The organism is Caballeronia sp. dw_19, from assembly GCF_018449515.1.
GTDB lineage: Bacteria > Pseudomonadota > Gammaproteobacteria > Burkholderiales > Burkholderiaceae > Caballeronia.
On the sequence record NZ_JAAVUQ010000005.1, the window covers coordinates 105,536 to 127,110 of the forward strand.

Annotated in this window: 20 protein-coding genes, 1 tRNA gene and 1 pseudogene; 13 read left to right on the forward strand and 9 right to left on the reverse strand. The window is 60.1% G+C overall.

Annotated features, from left to right (window positions below):
* Positions 1-327 precede the first annotated feature (327 nt).
* Both HB376_RS09045 and HB376_RS09050 read left to right on the forward strand, forming a co-directional pair.
* The gene (locus tag HB376_RS09045; protein ID WP_213763225.1) at positions 328-474 is read left to right on the forward strand and encodes a hypothetical protein; all 147 of its coding nucleotides are present in this window, start codon (positions 328-330) and stop codon (positions 472-474) included.
* A 12-nt stretch (positions 475-486) separates the two neighbouring features.
* A pseudogene (locus HB376_RS09050) lies at positions 487-861 on the forward strand (LysR substrate-binding domain-containing protein); the annotation flags it as partial.
* A gap of 19 nt (positions 862-880) precedes the next feature.
* Here the strand turns inward: HB376_RS09050 and HB376_RS09055 are convergent.
* Positions 881-1,780, reverse strand: a complete 900-nt coding sequence (locus HB376_RS09055; protein WP_213763226.1) for an AraC family transcriptional regulator — start codon at positions 1,778-1,780, stop codon at positions 881-883.
* Positions 1,781-1,945: 165 nt separating this feature from the next.
* Here HB376_RS09055 and HB376_RS09060 point away from each other — a divergent pair, with 165 nt between their 5' ends.
* Both HB376_RS09060 and HB376_RS09065 read left to right on the forward strand, forming a co-directional pair.
* Complete coding sequence (locus HB376_RS09060; RefSeq protein ID WP_213763228.1) at positions 1,946-2,701, forward strand: alpha/beta hydrolase; 756 nt, start codon at positions 1,946-1,948, stop codon at positions 2,699-2,701.
* Positions 2,702-2,742: 41 nt separating this feature from the next.
* Positions 2,743-3,129, forward strand: coding sequence for an MAPEG family protein (locus HB376_RS09065; RefSeq protein ID WP_213763230.1), 387 nt, complete (start codon positions 2,743-2,745; stop codon positions 3,127-3,129).
* An 883-nt stretch (positions 3,130-4,012) separates the two neighbouring features.
* Here HB376_RS09065 and HB376_RS09070 read toward each other — a convergent pair.
* The 6 genes from HB376_RS09070 to cysS all read right to left on the reverse strand — a co-directional run bounded on the left by HB376_RS09070 (position 4,013) and on the right by cysS (position 11,239).
* Positions 4,013-4,106, reverse strand: a tRNA-Ser gene (locus HB376_RS09070).
* Between the two features lie 202 nt (positions 4,107-4,308).
* The gene (locus HB376_RS09075; protein WP_213763232.1) at positions 4,309-5,559 is read right to left on the reverse strand and encodes an aspartate kinase; all 1,251 of its coding nucleotides are present in this window, start codon (positions 5,557-5,559) and stop codon (positions 4,309-4,311) included.
* Positions 5,560-6,049: 490 nt separating this feature from the next.
* Positions 6,050-7,489 carry a tRNA lysidine(34) synthetase TilS gene (gene tilS, locus HB376_RS09080; protein WP_213763234.1) on the reverse strand — a complete coding sequence of 480 codons (1,440 nt, stop codon included), beginning with the start codon at positions 7,487-7,489 and terminating at the stop codon, positions 6,050-6,052.
* An 86-nt stretch (positions 7,490-7,575) separates the two neighbouring features.
* Positions 7,576-8,547 (reverse strand): acetyl-CoA carboxylase carboxyltransferase subunit alpha, encoded by a 972-nt coding sequence (locus tag HB376_RS09085; protein WP_213763236.1) that lies wholly within the window; start codon positions 8,545-8,547, stop codon positions 7,576-7,578.
* 119 nt (positions 8,548-8,666) lie between these two features.
* Positions 8,667-9,776 (reverse strand): DNA-3-methyladenine glycosylase, encoded by a 1,110-nt coding sequence (locus HB376_RS09090; RefSeq protein WP_213763237.1) that lies wholly within the window; start codon positions 9,774-9,776, stop codon positions 8,667-8,669.
* A gap of 44 nt (positions 9,777-9,820) precedes the next feature.
* Entirely contained in the window at positions 9,821-11,239 is a 1,419-nt protein-coding gene (gene cysS / locus HB376_RS09095; protein WP_213763239.1) for a cysteine--tRNA ligase, read from the reverse strand.
* A 468-nt stretch (positions 11,240-11,707) separates the two neighbouring features.
* Here cysS and HB376_RS09100 point away from each other — a divergent pair, with 468 nt between their 5' ends.
* From HB376_RS09100 to HB376_RS09115, 4 genes are all read left to right on the forward strand, one after another.
* Positions 11,708-12,580, forward strand: coding sequence for a tetratricopeptide repeat protein (locus tag HB376_RS09100; RefSeq protein WP_213763241.1), 873 nt, complete (start codon positions 11,708-11,710; stop codon positions 12,578-12,580).
* Positions 12,581-12,688: 108 nt separating this feature from the next.
* Positions 12,689-13,270, forward strand: a complete 582-nt coding sequence (locus tag HB376_RS09105; RefSeq protein ID WP_031363942.1) for a peptidylprolyl isomerase — start codon at positions 12,689-12,691, stop codon at positions 13,268-13,270.
* 151 nt (positions 13,271-13,421) lie between these two features.
* A complete protein-coding gene (locus HB376_RS09110; protein ID WP_213763243.1) occupies positions 13,422-13,919 on the forward strand; it encodes a peptidylprolyl isomerase in 498 nt (165 codons plus the stop codon).
* Positions 13,916-14,725 (forward strand): UDP-2,3-diacylglucosamine diphosphatase, encoded by an 810-nt coding sequence (locus tag HB376_RS09115; RefSeq protein WP_213763244.1) that lies wholly within the window; start codon positions 13,916-13,918, stop codon positions 14,723-14,725. Before HB376_RS09110 ends, HB376_RS09115 begins: the two co-directional genes overlap by 4 nt.
* A 60-nt stretch (positions 14,726-14,785) precedes the next feature.
* On the opposite strand, the gene cysE is transcribed toward HB376_RS09115, so the two are convergent.
* Together cysE and HB376_RS09125 are read right to left on the reverse strand one after the other, a co-directional pair.
* Positions 14,786-15,574, reverse strand: coding sequence for a serine O-acetyltransferase (gene cysE / locus HB376_RS09120; protein WP_213763246.1), 789 nt, complete (start codon positions 15,572-15,574; stop codon positions 14,786-14,788).
* A gap of 240 nt (positions 15,575-15,814) precedes the next feature.
* On the reverse strand, positions 15,815-16,630 hold the full coding sequence (locus tag HB376_RS09125) for an RNA methyltransferase (RefSeq protein WP_213763247.1): 816 nt from the start codon (positions 16,628-16,630) through the stop codon (positions 15,815-15,817).
* A 327-nt stretch (positions 16,631-16,957) separates the two neighbouring features.
* Between HB376_RS09125 and HB376_RS09130 the strand changes: the two genes are divergently transcribed.
* The 5 genes from HB376_RS09130 (at position 16,958) to HB376_RS09150 (ending at position 21,365) form a co-directional block, all read left to right on the forward strand.
* Positions 16,958-17,758, forward strand: coding sequence for an inositol monophosphatase family protein (locus HB376_RS09130; RefSeq protein ID WP_213763250.1), 801 nt, complete (start codon positions 16,958-16,960; stop codon positions 17,756-17,758).
* Positions 17,759-18,014: 256 nt separating this feature from the next.
* Positions 18,015-19,313 (forward strand): lysophospholipid transporter LplT, encoded by a 1,299-nt coding sequence (gene lplT / locus HB376_RS09135; protein WP_213763252.1) that lies wholly within the window; start codon positions 18,015-18,017, stop codon positions 19,311-19,313.
* A gap of 148 nt (positions 19,314-19,461) precedes the next feature.
* Positions 19,462-19,830, forward strand: coding sequence for a DUF883 family protein (locus HB376_RS09140; protein ID WP_089165653.1), 369 nt, complete (start codon positions 19,462-19,464; stop codon positions 19,828-19,830).
* Between the two features lie 387 nt (positions 19,831-20,217).
* Positions 20,218-20,985: a hypothetical protein gene (locus HB376_RS09145; RefSeq protein ID WP_213763254.1), complete on the forward strand. Its 768-nt coding sequence runs from the start codon at positions 20,218-20,220 to the stop codon at positions 20,983-20,985.
* Positions 20,982-21,365 carry a hypothetical protein gene (locus tag HB376_RS09150; protein WP_213763256.1) on the forward strand — a complete coding sequence of 128 codons (384 nt, stop codon included), beginning with the start codon at positions 20,982-20,984 and terminating at the stop codon, positions 21,363-21,365. Before HB376_RS09145 ends, HB376_RS09150 begins: the two co-directional genes overlap by 4 nt.
* The last annotated feature ends 210 nt before the right edge of the window (positions 21,366-21,575 follow it).

Consider the following 21,575-nt stretch of genomic DNA (forward strand, 5'->3'; position numbering starts at 1 on the left):
AGACGTTTCATAAGACGATTTCAGCCCCGCAATTCAGACACGCCGTAGCTTTTCCGCCTCCCCGACTCGTCGCCAGCGTGTGCAAGAACGCGAAGGAAAAACGTGTGCGCTTTCCTTCGATGGTCGACCAGGTGGATCGCTGAGCAAAGCATGTGCAGCTTCATCGATGGCTGTCACCCTGAAACGCGAAAAGGCAATGATAGGCTTCAACAAAAAGGTTTTGACACACTCTTAGGTGAGTAGCCTACGGGAATCGCACCCGCAAGCCCTCGCAGGTAGGGTATCGAGAACTGGCGCGCACACTGGTACCTGCGCCGACACCCGCACATGTGCATCGACCTCGTCACCGAAGGCGGACTGATCGAAATCGTCGCGGATGGCTTCGACGCGGGAATCCGCCGCGCCGATCTCGTGCCACGCGACATGGTCGCGATTCCGATGGGGCAACCGTTCCAGATGGCCGTCGTGGGATAACCGGCGTATTTCGCCGGTCGCGAGAAACCGTCATCGCCGGGCGATCTTGCGGCGCATCGCTGTATCCGCGCGCGGCAGCCTAGTGGTGCGGCCGTCGGCTGGGAATTCGTCCGTCATGGCGAGCCGTTGACCGTCAACGTGAACGACCCGCTGCTGCTGGACGAACCCACGCTGATGCACACCGCGGCGCGTGACGGCCTCGGCCTCGCAATGCTCGCGGACTGGTACGTTAAGGACGATCTGGAGCGCGGCACGCTCGTGCGCGTGCTGGGAGATTGGTCGCCGACTTATCCCGCACTTTGCCTTTATTACTCGGGATGCCGGAACCTGCCTCTGCCGTTGCGGGCGCTAGTCGACTTGATCCGGGAAATGGGTGGAATACTCTGACAAGTCGATAGCGAGCCAACTACGCCTGCCAATTGATATCGCTGCGCTGCCTGTAATCGACGCGTGGCGAATGACCGAACAGCGCCTTATAAGCGCGGCTGAAGGCGGCCTCCGACTCGTAACCGATACTGAGTCCGATTTCACCGACTCGGGCCTCGCGCTTGGCCAGCAAATCCTTCGCAAGCGTCAAACGCCATTCGTTCTGGTAACGCAGCGGAGATCGGCCCACCAGTGCGGCAAAGCGCTCGCAGAAATTGGAGCGGGACATGCCGGCAATGGCCGCAAGGGTCTCGATGCTCCAGCGCTGCATGGGTTGTTCATGAATGGCTTTCAGCGCACGGGCGATGCGCGCATCTGACAGTCCGCCCAGCCATCCCGACGCGGGCCCTTGCTGGATCCAGCTCCGCAATGTGCGGATGACTACCAGATCGATCAGCCGGGAAACCATCAAGGCGGCGCCCGGCTGGACATCGCCGGCTTCGATCATCAGGAAATGCACGATCCCCTCGAGCCATCCCGCGCTCTCCTCACGCCTGATGTGGATGCACTCGGGTAGCGCGGACACCAAGCCCCGAAGGCTGTCGGTGTCAAACAGGAAGCGGCAAAGGATGATGGTCGTCGGTACCTCATCGGCGGTCAACCTCAGATCACCCGCGCCGCGCTGCAACATCATCAGATCGCCCGTGTCGATGGTCATGGTTCCATTTTCTGAACCCTCGATGCGCAGCGCGCTCTGCGTCACGATGCAAACATGCGCCACCCCGGTTTCCAGCGCCAAGCGCTCCCCCGGCGCGAGGGTACACGCGTAGACGAGATCTCCCGTGAGACGGATTTGTGCCAGCACGTGGGACAGCAGATCAGGCGATGCAGTGTCGCCAATTTTCGGATGAATGGTTAAGTTTTTCGGCAATTCCATCATGGTATGAATCGTCTCTCATGAATATGATTCTACCGTGCAGATGCGCTTTAACACGGAAATATAAGCGTTTCTGTAGGAAATCACCATCACATTCTTGCATTGGAAGCGATTGACAAGAAATGTTCCGATTTGCCGGAACCCTCATCATATCGAAAGGTCATCCAGATGAAAATCACTGCCATCAGTACCGCCCTTGTCGCCATGTTGGCGGTGGGCGCTCCTCTCGCCGCATCCGCCGCGACCGCCCATAACGTCGTGCTCGTGCCCGGCGCCTTCACCGACAAATCAAGCTGGGATCAAGTCGCGCACCTGTTGCGCGCAAAGGGTTTCAAGGTCACGGAAGTCGATATCCCGCTGACTTCGCTCGACGCCGACGTTGCCGAGACCCGGAAGGTGCTGGAAGCCCAAAAGGGTGAGACCGTTCTGGTCGGCCATTCCTGGGGTGGCGTCGTGATCGGTGAGGCCGGGGACAGTCCGAAGGTCAAGTCGCTGGTCTATGTTGCTGCCTTCGCGCCGGACAAGGGTGAAACCTTGCAAGCGCTGACGTCGAACGGCCCGCCGACTGAAGGTCTGAAGGCGATTCATCCCAACGACAAGGGCTTCCTTTCCATAGATTCCGCCGCCTACGCGCACGTCTTCGTCGGCGATGTTCCGGAGGCCGAAGGCGAGGCGCTGGCGGCCAAACAGAAGCCGATCAGCGGTGCAGCTTTCGGTGCTCCGGCGACGGTCGCGGCTTGGCATCTCAAGCCGACGTACTACGCGATCTCGGCCAACGACCTGATGGTGCCGCTGCAAGCCGAAGCCTTCTTCGCCAAGCGCATGAATGCCACGACCGTGACGCTGCAGTCGAGCCACGCGTCGCCGGTGTCGCATCCCGACGAAGTCGCTGCACTTATCGAACAGGCCGCGAAGGGACAGTGACCCGAGTCGGACCAATAACTAACTAATGGATAGGATGCAGAATGAACAGTGAATTGTTGGCTCTCGTAGATTCGGGTGTGCTATGCCTTGTTCTGCCGCTGATCTACGTGGCTCTCTATGCGAAGCAGGTTGGCATGCCGGTTATATCCGGCAATCGTGAAGGCGCACCCGAGCCGACCGGTATGGCTGGCCGCGGAATACGCGCCCACCGTAATCTGCTGGAAAACCTCGTGCCTTTCGCCATCGTGGTTTTGGTGGCGCGCGGAATCGGTGTATCGAATGCGATTACGGTAGCTGGTGCGTGGCTGTTCCTTGGCGCGCGTATTGTTCACGCTATTAGCTACCTAGCTGGTATCAAAGGAATTCGTACCTTGGCATACCTCGCTAGCCTCGTCGGTACTGCGATGATCCTTAGCCAGTTGCTCTAGCGCTTTCTTTGTCATGCACATGAATGCCGCGACGATTACGGTGCAGCGGGTTCACACGCCTGCGGCATCGCATCCCGAAGAAGTAACGGCATTCATCGAGTGGTTGGTCTGCGTTCGATAGCAGTTCTACCTGCGCGATCACATCGACGTCTGCTAAGGCCGATCATGCAACGTTCGCCATCGCGAATGGCCGCTGCCTGTGTGGAAACGACTTCTGAATGTCCAAGCGACGCCGCGGGCGAATGACGCTTCATGGCCGAGGCCGTGTGAAACCGCGTGCTAGACATGAAGCTTGCGCAGGTCGACCTTTCAGATCGCGCCATATCGGCTTGGTAGCGCCTCGGGAAGGGTAAAGCGACACCCGAAAACCGAATGTTTTTCCGTTTTCACACGGCCTCGGCCGGTCCCTGCCTAACGGCAATTGACGCGACCCGACCCAAAGCGAAAGTTCGGCTGTAAAGACCGATGACTGCGTCGCAGCGTCAGCCGTCCATCTCCTGATCAAGGTCGATGCCCGAGACCATCAGTGGGTATGCCAGCTGTCTTCGATGGAGGGCTTGGCCGCCGCACAGAAACTGCTGTCGAGCGCTGAGGCTAGATCATGGCGTTTGAGTTGCGCTCGGGATGACGGGCGGCGCATGGCAACACAACAGCGAGATAGGCCGCGACTCGCAGCCCGTCAACAGAAACATCTGTTAGCGTGCGAAGGGCTCAAAAAAGATTCCTTTTCTGCGGGTCCGGTGATCCGCATCACTCGGTGCGTATTCCGGAAGGTACCGCTAACGGCCTGTAAAATCCGACACTATTTTGATGGTTGATTTGTAGGTCGTAGAAAACAAAAACCCCGTAGAACGTTGATTCTACGGGGTTTTTAACCATCGACTGGCGGAGACGGAGGGATTCGAACCCTCGATCCAGGTTTTAGCCCAGATGCTCCCTTAGCAGGGGAGTACCTTCAACCTCTCGGCCACGTCTCCTGCACTTTTTGTCACGCGGGAGGCAGCGCGACGAAGCCAAGATAATAGCGGGTTAGCCGACGCGGGTCAATTTCATGAGACAAAATTTTTCATCTCGTGAATTGCATCGAACAGCGCTTCGACGCCTATTGCGCCGCTTGTTTCGACTACAGCCATAAAACACCCTGCAAGCTGTCACACCCGCGCCGTTTCCCGCCTACCCTTAGCCGCGATCGAGTTCAAACACCTTATGCAGCGCGCGCACGGCGAGCTCAGTATATTTTTCGTCGATAAGCACCGAGATCTTGATCTCCGACGTCGAGATCATCTGGATATTGATGCCCTCTTCCGCCAGCGTACGGAACATCGTGCTCGCGATACCCACGTGCGAGCGCATACCCACGCCGACCACCGACACCTTCGACACCTTCGGATCGCCACGCACCTGCTCGGCCTTCACGTGGTCCTTCACCTGGCTCGTCAGGATCTCCATGGCATGCGCGTAATCGCCGCGGCCAACCGTGAACGTGAAGTCGGTCTTGCCGTCCACGCTCGTGTTCTGGATGATCATGTCGATGTCGATATTCGCATCGGCCACCGGTCCGAGGATCTGGTACGCAATACCCGGCTTGTCGGGCACGCCCATCACGGCAATGCGCGCTTCGTCACGCTGAAATGCGATGCCCGAGATAACAGCTTTTTCCATGGTCTCGTCTTCTTCAAAAGTAATCAGGGTGCCCGAGCGCATTTCGGTTTCGAGCGGAATCAACGGGTCCGTCAGGCTCGACAACACGCGCGTCTTGACCTGATATTTACCGGCGAATTCCACCGAACGGATCTGCAGCACCTTCGACCCGAGGCTTGCCATTTCCAGCATCTCTTCGAACGTCACGCGATCCAGCCTGCGCGCTTCTTCGACCACGCGCGGGTCCGTGGTGTAGACACCGTCAACGTCCGTATAGATCAGGCATTCGTCCGCTTTCAACGCCGCCGCAATCGCGACTGCCGACGTGTCCGAACCACCGCGTCCCAGCGTGGCGATATGCCCGTCAGGATCGACGCCCTGGAAGCCCGTGACCACCACGACCTTGCCTGCGTCGAGATCGGCGAGCACACGCGTGCCGTCGATGTCGCTGATGCGTGCTTTCGTGAATGCGCTGTCGGTCTTGATCGGCACTTGCCAGCCGGCATAGCTGACCGCTTCGAGACCCTCGGCTTGCAACGCAATCGCGAGCAGGCCGACGCTGACTTGCTCGCCCGTGGAGGCAATCATGTCGAGTTCGCGCGGGTCGGGATGAGCGGTAATTTCGCGCGCGAGGCCGAGCAGGCGGTTTGTTTCGCCGGACATGGCCGACGGGACGACGACCATCTTGTGGCCGGCCCTGTGCCATTTCGCGACGCGCTTGGCGACGTTCTTGATGCGCTCGACCGAGCCCATCGAAGTGCCGCCGTATTTATGTACGATGAGTGCCATTGTCGTTTTGAACAGGAGGAAAAGCCGCGCTGGCGCACCGTTTGATGCGCCGCGTACTGCACGACTGCACGTGTTTCACGTATTGCATCAGAAGCCGGCTTGAAGAAGAAACACAAGCAAACCCTGGATCGGTGCGATCGACGACTTAAGCGTGACGACGAAGCGCGGTAGCCGCACGCGCAAGGTTGGCTCGCGCGCAAAATGCAATTCTGGCGGCTAAAAACGCGTCTTCTGGACGGAAAAGCTGCTTGAAAAGCGTTGCGGGAAACCGGTAAACGTACCCGATCGAGGCCTAAAACACAAGCCACAACGGGCGATTCGACGCGTTTGCGGGGCGCTGGCAGGCCGCGCGCAGGCCGTTTGCAGGCGTCCACAAGAAAAGTTGACCGGGATTTGTTCCCGCGTATAAAGCACTGAAAAATCGGGGCAGATTGAGTTTCGCACGCCAGAACCGGCGCAGATACAATGCGCGAACGCACCGGTTAGCCGTTCAGGCAATAACCAGGTCCGGCTGCCACTCGATCCGCCTATACCTAAGGTCGCCGCCCTTACCACTGACTTCGACGCACGCCCGATTGATGCCAATGGAAGGCACGAACAGCAAGGTTTCGCCGAGAAACACCAGCGGGACGTCGCGTTTCCAACCCGGCACGCCGCGCTCCTGAAACAGGTTTTTCAGGGTCCGGCCGGGTCCATCCGCACTCAAGCGCAAGCGCTCGCCGCCCGCGCGCGAACGCGCGCAAAGCGGCGCGGCGCGCAGCGTGGCTTCGGAAACCGCGTCTGCATCGCTTGACTCCGCGGGCTTGAACACGAACGTCCCGCGCCAATGCGGCAGGCGCCAGATACTTTCGCCGTCCCAGTTCAGCACGCTCGCCATGCGCGCGGGATTTGCGCCATCGTCGAGATCGGCGGGGTCCGCGCTATCGCCCTTTTCCCAGAAGATCGCATCGCGATACGCCCGCAAGCAAGACCCGGCGTGATCGATGCGCAACGCATGGCCGTCGCGGGAAACCGCGGCGTCGCGCAATTGCCGCAGCATCTCGCCAATGCGCGCCGCCGATGCCGCCTGCAGCCCGAGCGAGCGCATCCAGTAACGCAGCAGGTTGATCGCGCGTTCATCGTCGAAAGCGAGTACCGCTGACAAGGCCAGCGCGCCCTCATCGTTACCTTGCGCCGATGTCATGTCGATGCGCGCGAGTTCATCGAGCAACCTTTGCGCCGATGCCGCATGCGACGCTGTCCTCGCAAGCGCATCGCGGAAACCGGGAAAATGCACAGCGAGCGCCGGCAGCACGTCATGACGCAGCGCGTTGCGGGCATAGCGGGTATCGGCGTTGGATTCGTCGTCGATCCAGCGAAGATCGCGCTCATGTGCGTAATGCTCAAGTTGTGCGCGCAACAGATGCAATAACGGCCGCACGCGAGGCGTGGAGACACCGTCGGCGCGTTGCGGCGCCATTGCGGCAAGCCCGGCCACGCCCGCGCCGCGCAGCAATTGCAGCAACACGGTTTCCGCCTGATCGTCGGCATGATGCGCGAGCCAAAGCGCGCTTGCGCCCTGCTCGTCGCACAGCGCGTCGAGCGCGCGATAACGCGCGTCGCGTGCCGCCGCTTCGAGACTCTCGCCGCCTTCACGCACCACGTCGACCTGACGCGACGCGAACCTGATGCCCAGCGCTTGTGCGAACGCGTGACAATGCGCGGCCCAGGCGTCGGCGTTCGGACTCAAGCCGTGATGAATATGCAACGCAATCACACGTGACGCCCCCCCGCATCGAACCGCGGCATCGAGCAACGCAGTCGAGTCGAGACCGCCGCTGAACGCAACGGCGATGAAGGGTCGAGGAGAGGCCGGCACATCGGCGAACGCCGCGCGCACCGCATCGATCACGAGGCGGCTGGCGGGAGTGTCAATGTCGGAGGATGTCACGGGAGTCGGCTTGTTAAGCTGCCTTCAAGGCAGCAGCCTGTCAGGGCAAACTGCATAGAGGAAACCGTGAGCGCCGCGCTCAAGCTTCACGCACCCGGCAGGTTTTCCTTGAACTTGCCGTACGCCATCAGCTTGTCGAAGCGGCGCGCACGAACGTCTAGCGCATTCATGCCGTGGAACTGGCGCAGCGTATCGGCCAACGCACGGCGCAGCAATGCAGCCATGCCTTTCGGATCGCGATGCGCGCCGCCCAGCGGCTCGTTGACGATCTTGTCGATCAATCCCAACGCCTTCAGCCGGTGAGCCGTCAAACCCAGCGCTTCGGCCGCTTCCGGCGCCTTCGCCGCGCTTTTCCACAAGATGGACGCGCAGCCTTCGGGCGAAATCACCGAATACGTTGAGAATTGCAGCATCAGCACGCTGTCAGCAACGGCAATAGCCAGCGCACCGCCAGAACCGCCTTCGCCGATGATGGTCGCCACAATCGGCGTCTTCAGTTCGGCCATCACATACAGATTACGACCGATTGCTTCGGACTGCCCACGCTCCTCTGCCCCAATACCGGGGTAAGCGCCCGGGGTGTCGATGAACGTGAAAATCGGCAAGCCGAATTTCTCCGCAAGCCGCATGAGCCGCTCAGCCTTGCGATACCCCTCCGGACGCGGCATGCCGAAATTGCGCGCTGCGCGCTCTTTCGTGTCGCGGCCCTTCTGCTGGCCGATCACCATGCAGGGCTGGCCGTTGAACCGCGCCAGGCCGCCGACAATAGCCAGGTCGTCCGCATAAGAGCGGTCGCCGTGGAGTTCGTGAAAGTCGGTGAACAGCTCGTTCACATAGTCGAGCGTGTACGGGCGCTGCGGATGACGCGCGATCTGCGAAACCTGCCAGGGGGTCAGGTTGGCATAGATATCTTTGGTGAGTTGCTGGCTCTTCTTCGACAGCCGCTCGATTTCTTCCGAAATATCGACAGCGGAATCGTCCTGAACGAAGCGCAATTCTTCGATCTTCGCTTCGAGTTCAGCGATAGGCTGTTCGAAATCCAGAAACGTGGTCTTCATATGTTCGAATCCTAGAGCATCGGGCAGCGCGTATTCTAACCGCGCCGGCCTCACTAAATTTCGGGTCGCAACTATCGATTATAAGATATCAATAGCTCAACAACTGCGACCGGGGAATTTTAGTGATCGGCGGGGACGGGATAAAGGCTGCGCCACATGTACCAGGTCGCGACGGTGCGCCACGGTTCCCAGTTGGCCGCGACTTCGCGCGCTTCGCTGCGGGTCACGGGCTCGCCGCTGAAATAGTTGACGCTGATGGCCTGGATCAGGCCGAGGTCATCGAGCGGCAAGACGTCTGGGCGCGACAAGTTGAAGATCAGGAACATTTCAGCCGTCCACCGGCCGATGCCGCGAATCTGCGTCAACTCCGCGATCACGGCCTCGTCTTCCATCGATGTCCAGCTATCCACGTGCAGTGCGCCCGAAACGAAATGCTGCGCGACGTCGAGGATATATTCGGACTTGCGCTTCGATAACCCGCACGACTGCAACTTCGCCGGCCCCACCTTGATGAACTGCTGCGGCGCGAGCGTCGGACACGTACCTTCCACGCGCTTCCAGATGGCCTGTGCAGCCGTCACGGAAATTTGCTGGCCGACAACCGAACGCGCAAGCGTGGTGAACGGATCGTCGCGATTGATCAGATGCACCGGGCCGAACTTCGGAATCAGTTTCTTGAGAATACGGTCGCGCTTGACGAGGTCGGCGCACGCCTTGTCCCAATACTCGGGACGAGCCGCTTCCGCCGATAACCCGGGCGTCTGCACCGGCACGGTTTTCTCGGCGGTGATCGCACGCGACTTGCGGACGATCTCGCCGTCGTTCTGCGGCGCGCGCACGAGCGCCTGCGTGGCGTCGGCGCCAATGTCTACCTCATCGGTTTTCACGTCGAGCACGCCATTGGTGTTGCCGCTCACCTTCTTGGCAGACACCTTGGATGACACCTTATGTGACCCTGAAGGCGCAGTTGCCCGCACTGTCTTGCGTGCACGAACGAGACCGTTCGTTTTAGCCGTTTTAGCGACAGCGTCATGGACCACGCCATTGACCGCACGTTTCTTCGACGCCGTCTTGCGTTCTCCGTCGTGGCCAGCACCGTTGGCGAACTTCGCCTCGGGCGTCGACACCTTCGACGTTTTCACTTGCGCGCGCCGCGCGACCTTGCTCGCGGGCGCCGCGATACTACCGGACGCGGCTCGTTTAGCCGGCGCCTTTCTGGCCGTTGCCATCATGCCTCCTACCTGGCGAATCGATCAAAGGGAACGAGAGGCGCTTAGCTGCGGCGCCATTCGGTCAACCCGCCCGGTTTGTCCTCAAGTGCAATCCCGGCTTCGAGCAATTCGGCGCGAATCCGGTCTGCTTCGGCATAGTTCTTCGCCTGCTTCGCAGCAACACGAGCGGCGATCTTCATGTCTATATCGGCAGGCGTGAGGTTTTCTGCACCCTCTTTGCCATCACTTTCGCGACTGCTGCGCGGTGTGTCCTGAAGAAACGCACGCGGCTCACGTTGCAACAACCCGAGCACAGCGGCCAGTTCCTTCAATTGACGTGCGAGCACGGTGTCCTGCGAGCGATTCACTTCGCTCGCCAATTCAAACAACACGGCGATCGCAACCGGCGTGTTGAAGTCGTCGTTCATTGCCGCGCGAAAACGTTGCGCGTGCGCTTCGTTCCAGTCGAGCGGCGCGACATCCGGCGTCACGTCTTTCAACGCTGTATACAAACGTGTGAGCGCTCCACGTGCGTCTTCTATATGAACGTCGCTGTAATTGAGCGGCGAACGATAGTGTGCCCTTGCAATAAAAAAACGCACGACTTCCGCATCGAATTTTTCGAGGACTTCACGAATGGTAAAGAAGTTGCCCAGTGACTTCGACATCTTTTCACTGTCGATCTGCACGAAGCCGTTATGCATCCAGTAGTTCACGAACTGAACGCCCGTTGCCGCCTCGCTCTGCGCAATTTCATTCTCATGGTGCGGAAACTGCAGGTCCTGACCACCGCCGTGAATGTCGAAACGGTCCCCCAGCAAGGTGCAGCCCATGGCCGAACATTCGATATGCCAGCCCGGCCGGCCGCGTCCCCATGACGAGTCCCAGCCCGTGTCCGGCGGCTCCCCTTCCTTCGCGCGTTTCCACAATACGAAGTCGAGCGGATCTTGCTTCGCGTCGTTTGCAGCCACGCGCTCGCCCGCGCGCAGGTCTTCGATCGACTTGCCCGACAGCTTGCCGTAGCCCTCGAACTTGCGCACCGCATAGTTCACGTCGCCGTCTTTCCCCTGATACGCGTACCCTTTCTCCACGAGCGTCTGGATCATGCCCAGCATCTGCGGAACGAAGTCGGTCGCACGCGGTTCGAGATCGGGACGCGCGACGCCGAGCGCATCGAGGTCGTCATACATGGCCTGGATGAATCGCCCCGTCAGCGCCTTGATCGACTCGCCGTTTTCAACTGCGCGGCGAATGATCTTGTCGTCGATGTCTGTGATGTTGCGCACATAAGTCACGTTGTATCCGAGCGTGCGAAGCCAGCGCTGGACAATATCGAACACGATCATCATGCGTGCGTGCCCGACGTGACAATAGTCATACACCGTGATTCCGCAAACGTACATGCGCACTTCTCCGGCACGGAGCGGCACGAAAGGTTGCTTGTCACGCGCGAGCGTGTTGTAGATGCGCAATGAGTTCATAGGCGATGGTGCGTGGGCCGGGACATCCGTGTTTCGACTGCTGGCTAATGTGTTGTGACGGCTGTGTTGTAACGGCTTGTGCGGTTGTGACGGCGTGCTGCATGTCCGCGTTGTTCGCATTTCGCTCGCATTCGTTTCCGGCTGCCAATATCAACGGTGGCAACGGTGCTTTCTGCACTGCTGCGGCCCATGCTACAGGTAGCCGTGAAACGACAGCAACATCGAAAACGACAATGAGACCGGCAACGAGAACGACGTCGACGCGAACATCAGCGATGTGACACGTTCCAGCAAGTTCCAGCACATTCAACATGTTTGACCCGGCCCGGCTTCGAACTTGAAGCGCTGCGAACCGTGCGCGCCGTCGCGAGAAACATGACGGTCACGCTGCGATCAAAACGGAGGCGGCCGCGAGTGGCGTAAAGACTGTCTGGACGTTCAGCGGAACGTTGCAGACGTTTTGTTAGAATGGGTCGGAGTATAACATCCAGACCAGAGCCTATGAAACCTTCAAGCGGCCGCGCATCAAGCGTTGCCAAGCTAGCGGCGACCGCCCTTGCAACCGTCACATTCGGACTTGGCGCAACTTTTTTGCCAGTTGCGCCGGTGCTTGCACAAGTCTCCACCGCCACCGCGGACGACACGCCCGCCATCGACCTGGCTATTGCGCAGAAGCAATGGCCAAGCGCGCTCGCGCAGCTCGACGCACGCCTGAAGACCAACCCGCGCGACGTGCAGGCCAAGTTCAAGCGTGCGACCGTACTCGCGCGTTTGAACCGGGACGACGAAGCCATAAGCGCGTTCACCGAGCTTACCCAGGCGTACCCCGAACTGCCCGAGCCATACAACAATCTTGCCGCGCTCTACGCCAAGAAGGGCCGCTATGATGAAGCACGCGTAGCGCTCGAAACGGCGACGAAGGCGAATCCAAGTTACGCGCTGGCGTACGAAAATCTCGGCGATCTATATCTGCGGCTCGCGAGCGAATCGTATAAACGAGCGCAGGCGCTCGGATCGAAGAGTCCGTTGACCACACAGCGCGTGGGCGACATTCAGAAGATCGTGTCGCCTCCGCCGCGACGTCGTCCGGAAGCGGCGGCGGCAGCGGCAGCGTCGGGTGCGTCGAATGGTTCGGCCGCTTCGGCGCCGGCGGCGGCTTCATCGGCAACGGCCGCGTCTTCGTCGAGTGCAACCTCTAATGACTGGACGGCGCCGACATCGGGTACCACGTCGGGCACTACGTCCAACACTAACGACATGTCGTCGCCGCTTTACTCGCCGTTCGGCGGACCCAGCGTGCCGCTTTCGACCACGCCTTACTTCGCGCCCACGAATCCATAATTCCGATAATCCGGCAGGATCGAACGTTCAGACGGCCAGGCAACTGAATAATTTGAACGTTCGACAAGTCTTCACCCGTAGCTGCTCCAACCAGAGGATCGATTACTCATGAAAAGTTTGTTGTTGGCGCTCGGCAGCGCTGCACTCATCGCCCAGGCGCCCGCCTTCGCTCAGTCGTCGCAGACTGCTGCTCACCCGACCGTGCTGCTCAAGACTTCGCAAGGCGACATCAAGGTTGAGTTGTATCCTGAGAAGGCGCCGAAAAGCGTCGCCAACTTTCTGGACTATGTAAAGTCCGGCCAGTACAACGGCACGATTTTTCATCGCGTGATTCCGGGGTTCATGATTCAGGGCGGCGGCTACACGACCAGTTTTGTCGAAAAGCCCACGCGCGCGCCCATTCCGCTTGAAAGCAAGAACGGGCTGAAGAACGCGACCGGCACGCTCGCCATGGCACGCACGAGCGATCCGGATTCGGCGACGTCGCAGTTCTTCATCAACACGGTCGACAACACCGGCCTCGATTACCCCAACGGCGACGGCAACGGTTATGCCGTGTTCGGCAAGGTGGTCGCGGGCATGGACGTAGTGAAGAAGATCGAAGGAACGCCGACGACCACGCGCGGGCCCATGGGCGATGTGCCGCAAACGAACGTCGTGATCCAGTCGGCTAGTGTGGTCGGGAAGTAAGCTCGCGAATAAGCCTGGGAGCGGGCCGCAAAAGCCCAAGTCGGGGACAAGTCGTAGCCGCTCGCCTTCACGGCGAGCAGGCATGAAGCAGGCATACGCCGTGCGCATCGCGTATTGCTCCATCTACTCTTGAAAGGGAAAGGAACTCATCATGGTCGAACTGCATACGAATCACGGCATCATCAAGATCGAACTGAACGCTGAGAAGGCGCCCAAGTCGGTCGAAAACTTTCTGAACTACGTAAAGAAAGGCCACTACGACAACACCGTGTTCCATCGCGTGATCGACGGCTTCATGATCCAGGGCGGCGGTTTCGAACCGGGCATGAAGCAAAAGCCGACGGACGAACCTATCGACAACGAAGCGAACAACGGCCTGAAGAACGAGCACGGTTCCGTCGCGATGGCGCGTACGAATGACCCGCATTCGGCCACGGCGCAGTTCTTCATCAACGTCGGCGACAACGAGTTCCTGAACCACTCGTCGCCGTCGCCGCAGGGCTGGGGCTACGCGGTGTTCGGCAAGGTCGTGGAAGGCCTCGATATCGTCGACAAGATCCGCAAGGTCAAGACGGGCTCGAAGGGTTTCCATCAGGACGTGCCGGTGGATGACGTCGTGATCGAAAAGGCTGTCGTCGCCGGGGAATGATCGACTCGACGCACAGCGTGATCGAAACAGCCGAAACAGCGGGCGCGACAGATACAGCGCGCCCGCTGTTTTTCATTTCCGATCTCCATTTGAGCGACGCCATTCCGCACACGGTGGCGGCGTTCGAGCATTTCATCGAGGTGACGGCGAACGATGCCGATTCGGTGTTCATCCTCGGCGACCTGTTCGAATTCTGGGTGGGCGACGATGTGCTGGATGCGTCGGTGGCCGGTCCGCGCGCCGCGTTCGCGAGGCGCATGACGGCGTTGATGCATACGTTGTCCGAACGCGGCATTGCGTTGTATGTGATGCACGGCAACCGCGATTTCCTGCTCCGCAAGCGTTTCATGCGGGCCGCCGGGGCGCTGCCGTTGCCCGATCCTTTTGTTATCACCGCGTTCGGCACGCGTATTGTGGCGGCCCACGGGGATGCGCTTTGCACGGCCGATCCCGCGTATCAGCGCTTTCGCCGGTTTGCGCGTAACCCGGTTGCGCAACAACTCTTCTTGAGCTTGCCGCTGAAGCTGCGCTTATCGATTGCGGAGCGCATGCGCTCGACCAGCGAAGACGGAAGAATGCGTCCGGCGCAGGCGAAATATGACGTGACGCGCGACGCGGTGGCAAAGCTGTTCTCGAGCACCGGCACCCACACGATGATCCACGGCCACACGCATTTGCCCGCGCGTCATCGTGAAGCAGACGGCGTTCGCTGGGTCATGCCTGATTGGGAACTGGATCACGGCGAGCCACGCGGCGGATATCTGCGCGTGGATGCTGATGGTATTCGGGCATTGCCGCTGGAGTGAATTCAGGCGGGAGGTTTCCTGCGGGCTTTTGGGCCAATGCCCGATGCCCCCCCCTCGCTTTCAGCGACGCGCTGCTTCGCCTTTCATTGCATCGGAGAGGCGCTTTAGATCGATGAACGCGGCATTCTCGACGCCGCTGATCGCATCTATGCGCGTGCCCAGTTTCTCAAGCGCCGCCACAATTTCATCCACACGATACGCTTGCGTAGACGCGTGATCGATCAGGCCATGGATAGCGAGCGATACCGGATCGTCGGCGTTTGGCGTGATGCCGTATGCGCAGAACGCCGCGCGCTCAGGCATAGCGGAGCCTTTTTGCACTGGTTTGACGGCTGCCGGCATGACCACGCGAGCCGGATTACCCACGGCCGTTCCGCCCGCCGGAACCGGCTTCACCACGACCGCGTTCGAACCGATCTTCGCCTCCGCGCCGACCGTGAACCCGCCGAGCACTTTCGCGCCCGCCCCGACAATCACGCCGCGCTCAAGCGTCGGATGCCGCTTCGCGCCGCGCGCGAGCGACGTACCGCCAAGCGTCACGCCTTGGTAGATCGTGCAATCGTCGCCGATTTCCGCCGTTTCGCCGACCACCACGCCCATGCCGTGATCGATGAAGACCCGCCGTCCAAGCGTCGCGCCGGGATGGATTTCGATGCCCGTCATGAAACGCCCGAACTGCGAGACAAACCTCCCAAGCCAACGCCAGCCCGCGCGCCAGCAAGCGTGCGCGATCCGGTGCAGGACGACAGCATGAAAGCCCGGATAACACGTCACGACTTCCCAGGCGCTGCGGGCGGCCGGATCGCGCTCGCGGATGGCGGCGATGTCTTCGCGGAGTCGGTTAAACATGGCGGTGGCTCTGTGGGGTGACCGGGTGCCGACTCTCGGATGCGCGGCTCAGCACGGATTCGGGAATCGATAGTTCAATTTCCGCAGATTGTAGGACGAGCCGTGGAATTCCGCTGCGATGCCCCCGTTAGCAAAGCGGTCAGGGGTTGGGGGCTCGCGTTGATCACAAGATGCGCGAGCGGCGAAACGCGGACAACGCGCGACGCGTCTTCGCCATTGCCGTGCGGGATAAAATCCTTCCTATCGCTTGATCTTTAGAAGAATATGCTTGGCGATACCCCGAAGAATGTTCACCTCCTCGTGCTCCAGTCCCGAGCGCGAAAAAAGCCGTCGCAACCGCGACATCAGTTTCTTCGGGTTGGCCGGATCGAGGAAATCGAGCTCGACCAACGCCTGTTCCAAATGCATGTACATGCCTTCTATCTCGTCGCTGGACGCGCTTGGGACGGACGTTGTCGGGCTCGCCGTCGCGGGAATGGCTGGCATTGCGTCCCCGCGACCGAGCAGCGCCAGCCGCAGCTCGTAGGCCAGAACCTGAACCGCCTGCGCCAGATTCAGCGAGCTATAGGCGGGATTCGCCGGAATGTGCGCGAGCGCGCTGCAGCGCTCCACGTCGGCATTCGACAAGCCCACGCGCTCATTACCGAACACGAGCGCGATGGTGCCCGAATTTCCGACGTGCCCCCGACCCACGAACTCGCAGGCTTTCTCTGCTGCGGCGCGCGGCGCCATCTGCGGCGGCCCATATTCCCGCGAACGCGCCGTCAACGCGATCGACCAATGCACGCCAGTCAGGGCATCGGCGAGTGTTTCGACAACTTGCGCCGACGCGAGCACGTCGTCGGCGCCGCTCGCCATCGCGATCGCTTCCGGCTCGCGCGTGACGAACGCGATTTTCGGCGCGACGACGACCAGCCGGGAAAATCCCATCGTCTTGAGCGCGCGCGCAGCCGCGCCGACATTGCCGGGATGGCTCGGTTCGACCAGCACGAAGCGGGTTGACGCAAAAGCGTCGTCCGGGCGATCCGGGGAGTTTGATGAGGGGTTCAGGTCCAAGGGGAAACGCTTGCCGGAAGGTTGAAAGAGACGTCATGGTATCGCCGCGCGGCCCATCCGGCGACATAAGCTGCGCGAGGCATGACGCGCCGGCGGCCGACTCGGGTAAAATACGCCGTTCGCGTGTGTCCGCTGTTGCAAGTCGCTGTAATCAAGCGCTATTGCAGGTTCAAAGAAGGCACGCGCCCCGCTCTTCTTCAATTCGTTGCCGTCGACATACGTCGTTTTTGCCCGCTGGTTTGGGCCGTTTTCCGTTCGGGGTTGAGACTTCGTGTGCGGCTTCAAGCGCGTGCGTGAAGCGCAGCCGCCGGCCAAAGGACTATTTTCATGCATCCGATGCTCAATATTGCTGTCAAGGCCGCTCGCCGCGCCGGACAGATCATCAATCGCGCGTCGCTGGACCTGGACCGCATCCAGGTCAGCAAAAAACAGCATAACGACTTCGTGACGGAAGTCGACAAGGCCTCCGAGGCAGCGATTATCGAAACGCTGACCACCGCCTATCCGAAGCACTCCATCCTCGCTGAGGAATCGGGCGTGCAGGACAAGGACTCGGAGTTCCAGTGGATCATCGATCCGCTCGACGGCACGACCAACTTCATCCACGGTTTCCAGTATTACTGCGTCTCCATCGCGCTCGCCCACAAGGGCATCATCACGCAAGCGGTCGTGTACGACCCCACCCGCAACGACCTGTTCACCGCGTCGCGCGGCAGCGGCGCTTATCTGAACGAGCGGCGCATTCGCGTGGCAAAACTGGATCGCCTCGGCGATGCGCTCGTCGGCACGGGTTTCCCGTTCCGCGACGGCGCGGGCCTTGACGCGTATGCGAAACTTTTCTCGCAGATGACTGAAGCCTGTGCCGGCTTGCGCCGCCCCGGCGCGGCCGCGCTGGATCTGGCGAATGTGGCCGCAGGCCGGCTCGATGCGTTCTTCGAGCAAGGCATCCACGCATGGGACGTGGCGGCGGGCAGCTTGCTGATCACCGAAGCGGGCGGGCTGGTGGGTAACTACACCGGCGAATCGGATTTCCTGCACAAGAGCGAGATCGTCGCGGGCAATCCGAAGGTCTATGCGCAGATGATCAAGATCCTCGATCCCTTCACCACCACGCGCCAGAGCGCGTAACGAGGGAAAAGCGGGTTGAAGAAAGGCGGCTGCGGCCGCCTTTTTTGTTTGAGCTCGCGGTCCCCGAGCCACGCTCCGTGAGCGGCGTCGCAGCGGCTTCGAGTCGGCTTTCGCACCCATGCCAAAACACGCTGCCAGCGCCCGAAAGCCTGACGTTCCCCGCGCAATTCTGCGCGTCGTCGCCGGCTCCGCTAAAGTGTCCTGCTAGCCGTCCGCGGCATTCCTCATCCTTTCTGCCGCCGTTGCTCTCCATCTAATGAAAAAAGGCTTCTATACGATCATTGCCGCGCAGTTCGTTTCGTCGCTCGCCGACAACGCGCTGCTGATCGCCGCCATAGCGATGCTGTCGGTGATGCATTCCGCATCGTGGGTCACACCGCTTTTGCAGATTTTCTTCACGGTGTCGTACGTCCTGCTCGCGCCGTTCGTGGGTGCATTCGCCGATTCCATCCAGAAACGCTATGTCATGTTCGTCTCCAACGCGTTGAAGGCCGGTGGCTGCGCGCTGATGATCCTCGGCGTGCATCCCATGATCGCTTACGGCGTGGTCGGTCTCGGCGCCGCAGCGTATTCCCCGGCGAAGTACGGCATCCTCACCGAGCTTTTGCCGCCCGAAAAGCTCATCCCGGCCAACGCGTGGCTTGAATCGGCAACAGTCGGATCGACGATTCTCGGCACGGTGATCGGCGGTGCGCTGGTCAGCCAGTACGTTCAGCACTTTGTGAGCGGCGCACATCTGATACTGATCCGCTCGGCCGCCGACGCCGCCATGTTCGCCGTCATGGTTGTGTATGCAGCGGCCGCGCTAATCAATATCGGCATTCCAGATACCGGCGCGCGATACCCTAACCGGCTGAAGGAACCGTCAAAGCTCGTCGGCGATTTCACCCATGCATTCAAGGTGTTATGGGGCGACAAGCTGGCGCAGATCGCATTGTGGGTCACCACCTTGCTGTGGGGTGCGGCGGTCACGCTGCAACTGTTGGTGCTCAAATGGGCGGCGGCGAACCTGGGTTTGTCGTTATCGAAAGCGGCTGTGTTGCAGGGCGTGACGGGACTCGGTATTGCGATGGGCGCGAGTGCGGCCGCCGCGTGGGTGCCGTTGCGCAGTTCGCTCAAGGTCCTGCCGATCGGCGTGGTGACGGGTGCCGTGGCGGTCGGCATGGCGTTCTATAACAAGGACCTGTTTCCGGCGGGTTCCGGCGTGCATATCGGCCCGCTGTTCGTGCCACTTTTTATCCTGGGCGCGTATCCGCTGATGATTCTGCTGGGCGCGCTGTCGGGCTTTTTCATCGTGCCGATGAACGCCATCCTGCAGCATCGCGGTGCGACGCTGCTGTCGGCCGGGGCATCCATCGCGGTTCAGAATTTCAATCAGAACCTCGCTGTTTTGTCGATGCTCGGGGCGTACGCGCTTTTGCTGACGACCAATCTGCCGGTGGAATGGATTATCGTGGTATTTGGCGTGTTTATCTGCGTGATGATGTGGCTTGCCATGCGGCGCCATGCCCGCAATGAGCGGACCGTGGATCTGGGCGCGCTGGTCGAAGAGTGACGGAGTGACACGGATCAGAGTGCAGGAATGGAATCTGCTGCATGCTTTGTTCGGCCGGCAAGAAAGCCGCGCTCTTCGCGGAGTGTGTGGATTGAAACGCGAGGAGCATGGTCTGAAACAAACAAACGACACGTCAAAGGAGCTGCAAATGGGTCTGTTCACACGTTCCACACTCGATAGCAACATCAATGGCGCGGCCAAAGTGGGCCATCGCGCGGTTCAGGGCGCAAGCGACGCGGTCGATACCGCCAGCACGCAGTTGCGCGGCCTGCTCGACGACCTCGACAGCTCGATCCGCGATGCGAAAGACATCGACGTGGACAAGCTGCGCAAAGACTTGCAAGCCAAGCTGAAGACGGCGCGCGCCCAGTTCGACGGTTCGTCTTCCGCCATTGCCGGACGGCTGAACGACGCCGCCGGTTACGCCGATGAATTCGTCCACGACAAGCCGTGGCATACGCTGGGCGCGGTGGCAGGACTTGCGCTGCTGGTCGGGTTTCTGGCGGGAAGATCCTGATCGGCCTTGCGTTGGATTCCGAGGTAAAGCAAAAACGCCGGCATGCCGGCGTTTTTGCTTTTGGACGCGTGCTTTTTAGCGGCCCCTAACGTCTGGTCTGCGGTCTGCGCACACAAGTGGAAGTTGCGCCTGTTCCCGCGTTAGCCATCCAGTCAGGGTTACCACGCCGGGCCAACGCGCTAGCCTTATGTCTTGGCACTTCCGCGATCGAACGACCACACGTTCGCAGCACTTTTAACACGCCCAACACCTGGTCCTACCGCCCGTAGAAGCTGTCAAGAACAACTTGCACGGATAAGCAAAAAATTTATTTCTTCACACGTCTCAGTTTGACAGGCGAAGAATCCCCAACCAGCGTACGCTCCTGACGTCAGCACAGTAGGACTAATGAAAGCGATAGCTCAACCAAAGACAGCGCAAATTTTCGACCGGATCAACGCTCTCCAGTCAACAACTTCGCACTACTTCAACTCATCGCAGTTGACGCCTTTCGTGCGCGAATGGCGGGAGATCAAGAACGAGATTGATTCACTAATGAAGGTAGACGCGTGCGCTGCTTGGGAAGCAGCCGGCGCATGGAAGGGTCTCGCTGGAGACACGGCAGGAACTGAAATCGCATTTGCGAACAGCGTTCGACTGGGAAACTCCGGTTCGAACCGTGAAAACTGGATGATCACTCGCTTGAACCTCGGCCTGTTTTCTGCCGCCCAGAGCCTTTACACGGCCATAGGACATCCGAAAACGGGTTACTTCACACTGCTGCTCGAGGACGGCTATAAAACCGGCGCGATTGGGCAAGCAGCTTCGTTCATTGAGAGGGCTAGAGAAATGCGCATCAAATGGGGTGAGAATCAAGTCCAGGAAGTTATGAAGGCCGACGCCATCCTTCGTCATGCCGGAGTTTCGGATCAACAGATTGGACGGCAGCTCGACGTGGCAGGCATGGTCCTTCGACGTCATCAAATCCGGCCGAACGTGTCAGTGCTCGTAACCTCGGCGGACGATTTTTTTAGCGGCGTCACTTATTCTCTCGCGGTACCCGTGGGCGCCGGAAAAGCGTTCGACATGAACGTGGAATTGGCTAGAGTAGAAGATAAAGCCGGCATCAACAAGAACGTTGCATTCGACGTCGTCTTCGAAGCGGTGGCATCTTGAGTTCCACGCCCCGAGAGCTGGTTGACTGCGCTGCTGAGTTGCTGAGGCAGGCCTTGGGCGAGCCGCAGTATCGCGCGGTGTGCAGTCGCGCGTACTATGGCGCATTTCATGCTGCCAATACGTTTCACAATGCGCTTTCCGCGCCAGGATCGGTGGGCTCCGCGCGGGGACGCCATCAGCAGTTGATCGCTCAGTTGTCAAATCCGACATGCAGCAAACAAAACGACAATTACTTTGTCTCCCAAGCGCTCAGCAAAAAGCTCCGTCCGCTGATCGATGCCCGCGTGAAAGCCGACTATCTGATCCATTCCGAGGTAAGCCTCGCGCTCGCCACGGCTGCAACGGCTAGCGCCGAGGCGATAGTACAGAGGGTAATGTGACCCTTGGCATGCAACCACCCTTTCGACCATTCTCCCCGCTCGGTGCCGTTGCAGAACCCACCCTGCTGGTCTGATTCCCAGCGGGGTGACCGCGATTCGTCTTGCTTGAGATTCCCGAAGGAGTAAAACCGCCGGCATCTCCGGCGCTTTTGCTTGTCCAGGCGCCGTTTTGTGATGGTCAACCGTATTGGCCGCGCTCAGGGAAATAAC

Bases quoted from the DNA above. Each gene is read 5' to 3' on its own strand.
- HB376_RS09045 (WP_213763225.1), top strand. From the start codon at position 328: ATGTGCATCGACCTCGTCACCGAAGGCGGACTGATCGAAATCGTCGCG.
- HB376_RS09055 (WP_213763226.1), bottom strand. From the start codon at position 1,780: ATGATGGAATTGCCGAAAAACTTAACCATTCATCCGAAAATTGGCGAC.
- HB376_RS09060 (WP_213763228.1), top strand. From the start codon at position 1,946: ATGAAAATCACTGCCATCAGTACCGCCCTTGTCGCCATGTTGGCGGTG.
- HB376_RS09065 (WP_213763230.1), top strand. From the start codon at position 2,743: ATGAACAGTGAATTGTTGGCTCTCGTAGATTCGGGTGTGCTATGCCTT.
- HB376_RS09075 (WP_213763232.1), bottom strand. From the start codon at position 5,559: ATGGCACTCATCGTACATAAATACGGCGGCACTTCGATGGGCTCGGTC.
- HB376_RS09085 (WP_213763236.1), bottom strand. From the start codon at position 8,547: ATGAAGACCACGTTTCTGGATTTCGAACAGCCTATCGCTGAACTCGAA.
- HB376_RS09090 (WP_213763237.1), bottom strand. From the start codon at position 9,776: ATGGCAACGGCCAGAAAGGCGCCGGCTAAACGAGCCGCGTCCGGTAGT.
- cysS (WP_213763239.1), bottom strand. From the start codon at position 11,239: ATGAACTCATTGCGCATCTACAACACGCTCGCGCGTGACAAGCAACCT.
- HB376_RS09100 (WP_213763241.1), top strand. From the start codon at position 11,708: ATGGGTCGGAGTATAACATCCAGACCAGAGCCTATGAAACCTTCAAGC.
- HB376_RS09105 (WP_031363942.1), top strand. From the start codon at position 12,689: ATGAAAAGTTTGTTGTTGGCGCTCGGCAGCGCTGCACTCATCGCCCAG.
- HB376_RS09110 (WP_213763243.1), top strand. From the start codon at position 13,422: ATGGTCGAACTGCATACGAATCACGGCATCATCAAGATCGAACTGAAC.
- HB376_RS09115 (WP_213763244.1), top strand. From the start codon at position 13,916: ATGATCGACTCGACGCACAGCGTGATCGAAACAGCCGAAACAGCGGGC.
- cysE (WP_213763246.1), bottom strand. From the start codon at position 15,574: ATGTTTAACCGACTCCGCGAAGACATCGCCGCCATCCGCGAGCGCGAT.
- HB376_RS09130 (WP_213763250.1), top strand. From the start codon at position 16,958: ATGCATCCGATGCTCAATATTGCTGTCAAGGCCGCTCGCCGCGCCGGA.
- lplT (WP_213763252.1), top strand. From the start codon at position 18,015: ATGAAAAAAGGCTTCTATACGATCATTGCCGCGCAGTTCGTTTCGTCG.
- HB376_RS09140 (WP_089165653.1), top strand. From the start codon at position 19,462: ATGGGTCTGTTCACACGTTCCACACTCGATAGCAACATCAATGGCGCG.
- HB376_RS09145 (WP_213763254.1), top strand. From the start codon at position 20,218: ATGAAAGCGATAGCTCAACCAAAGACAGCGCAAATTTTCGACCGGATC.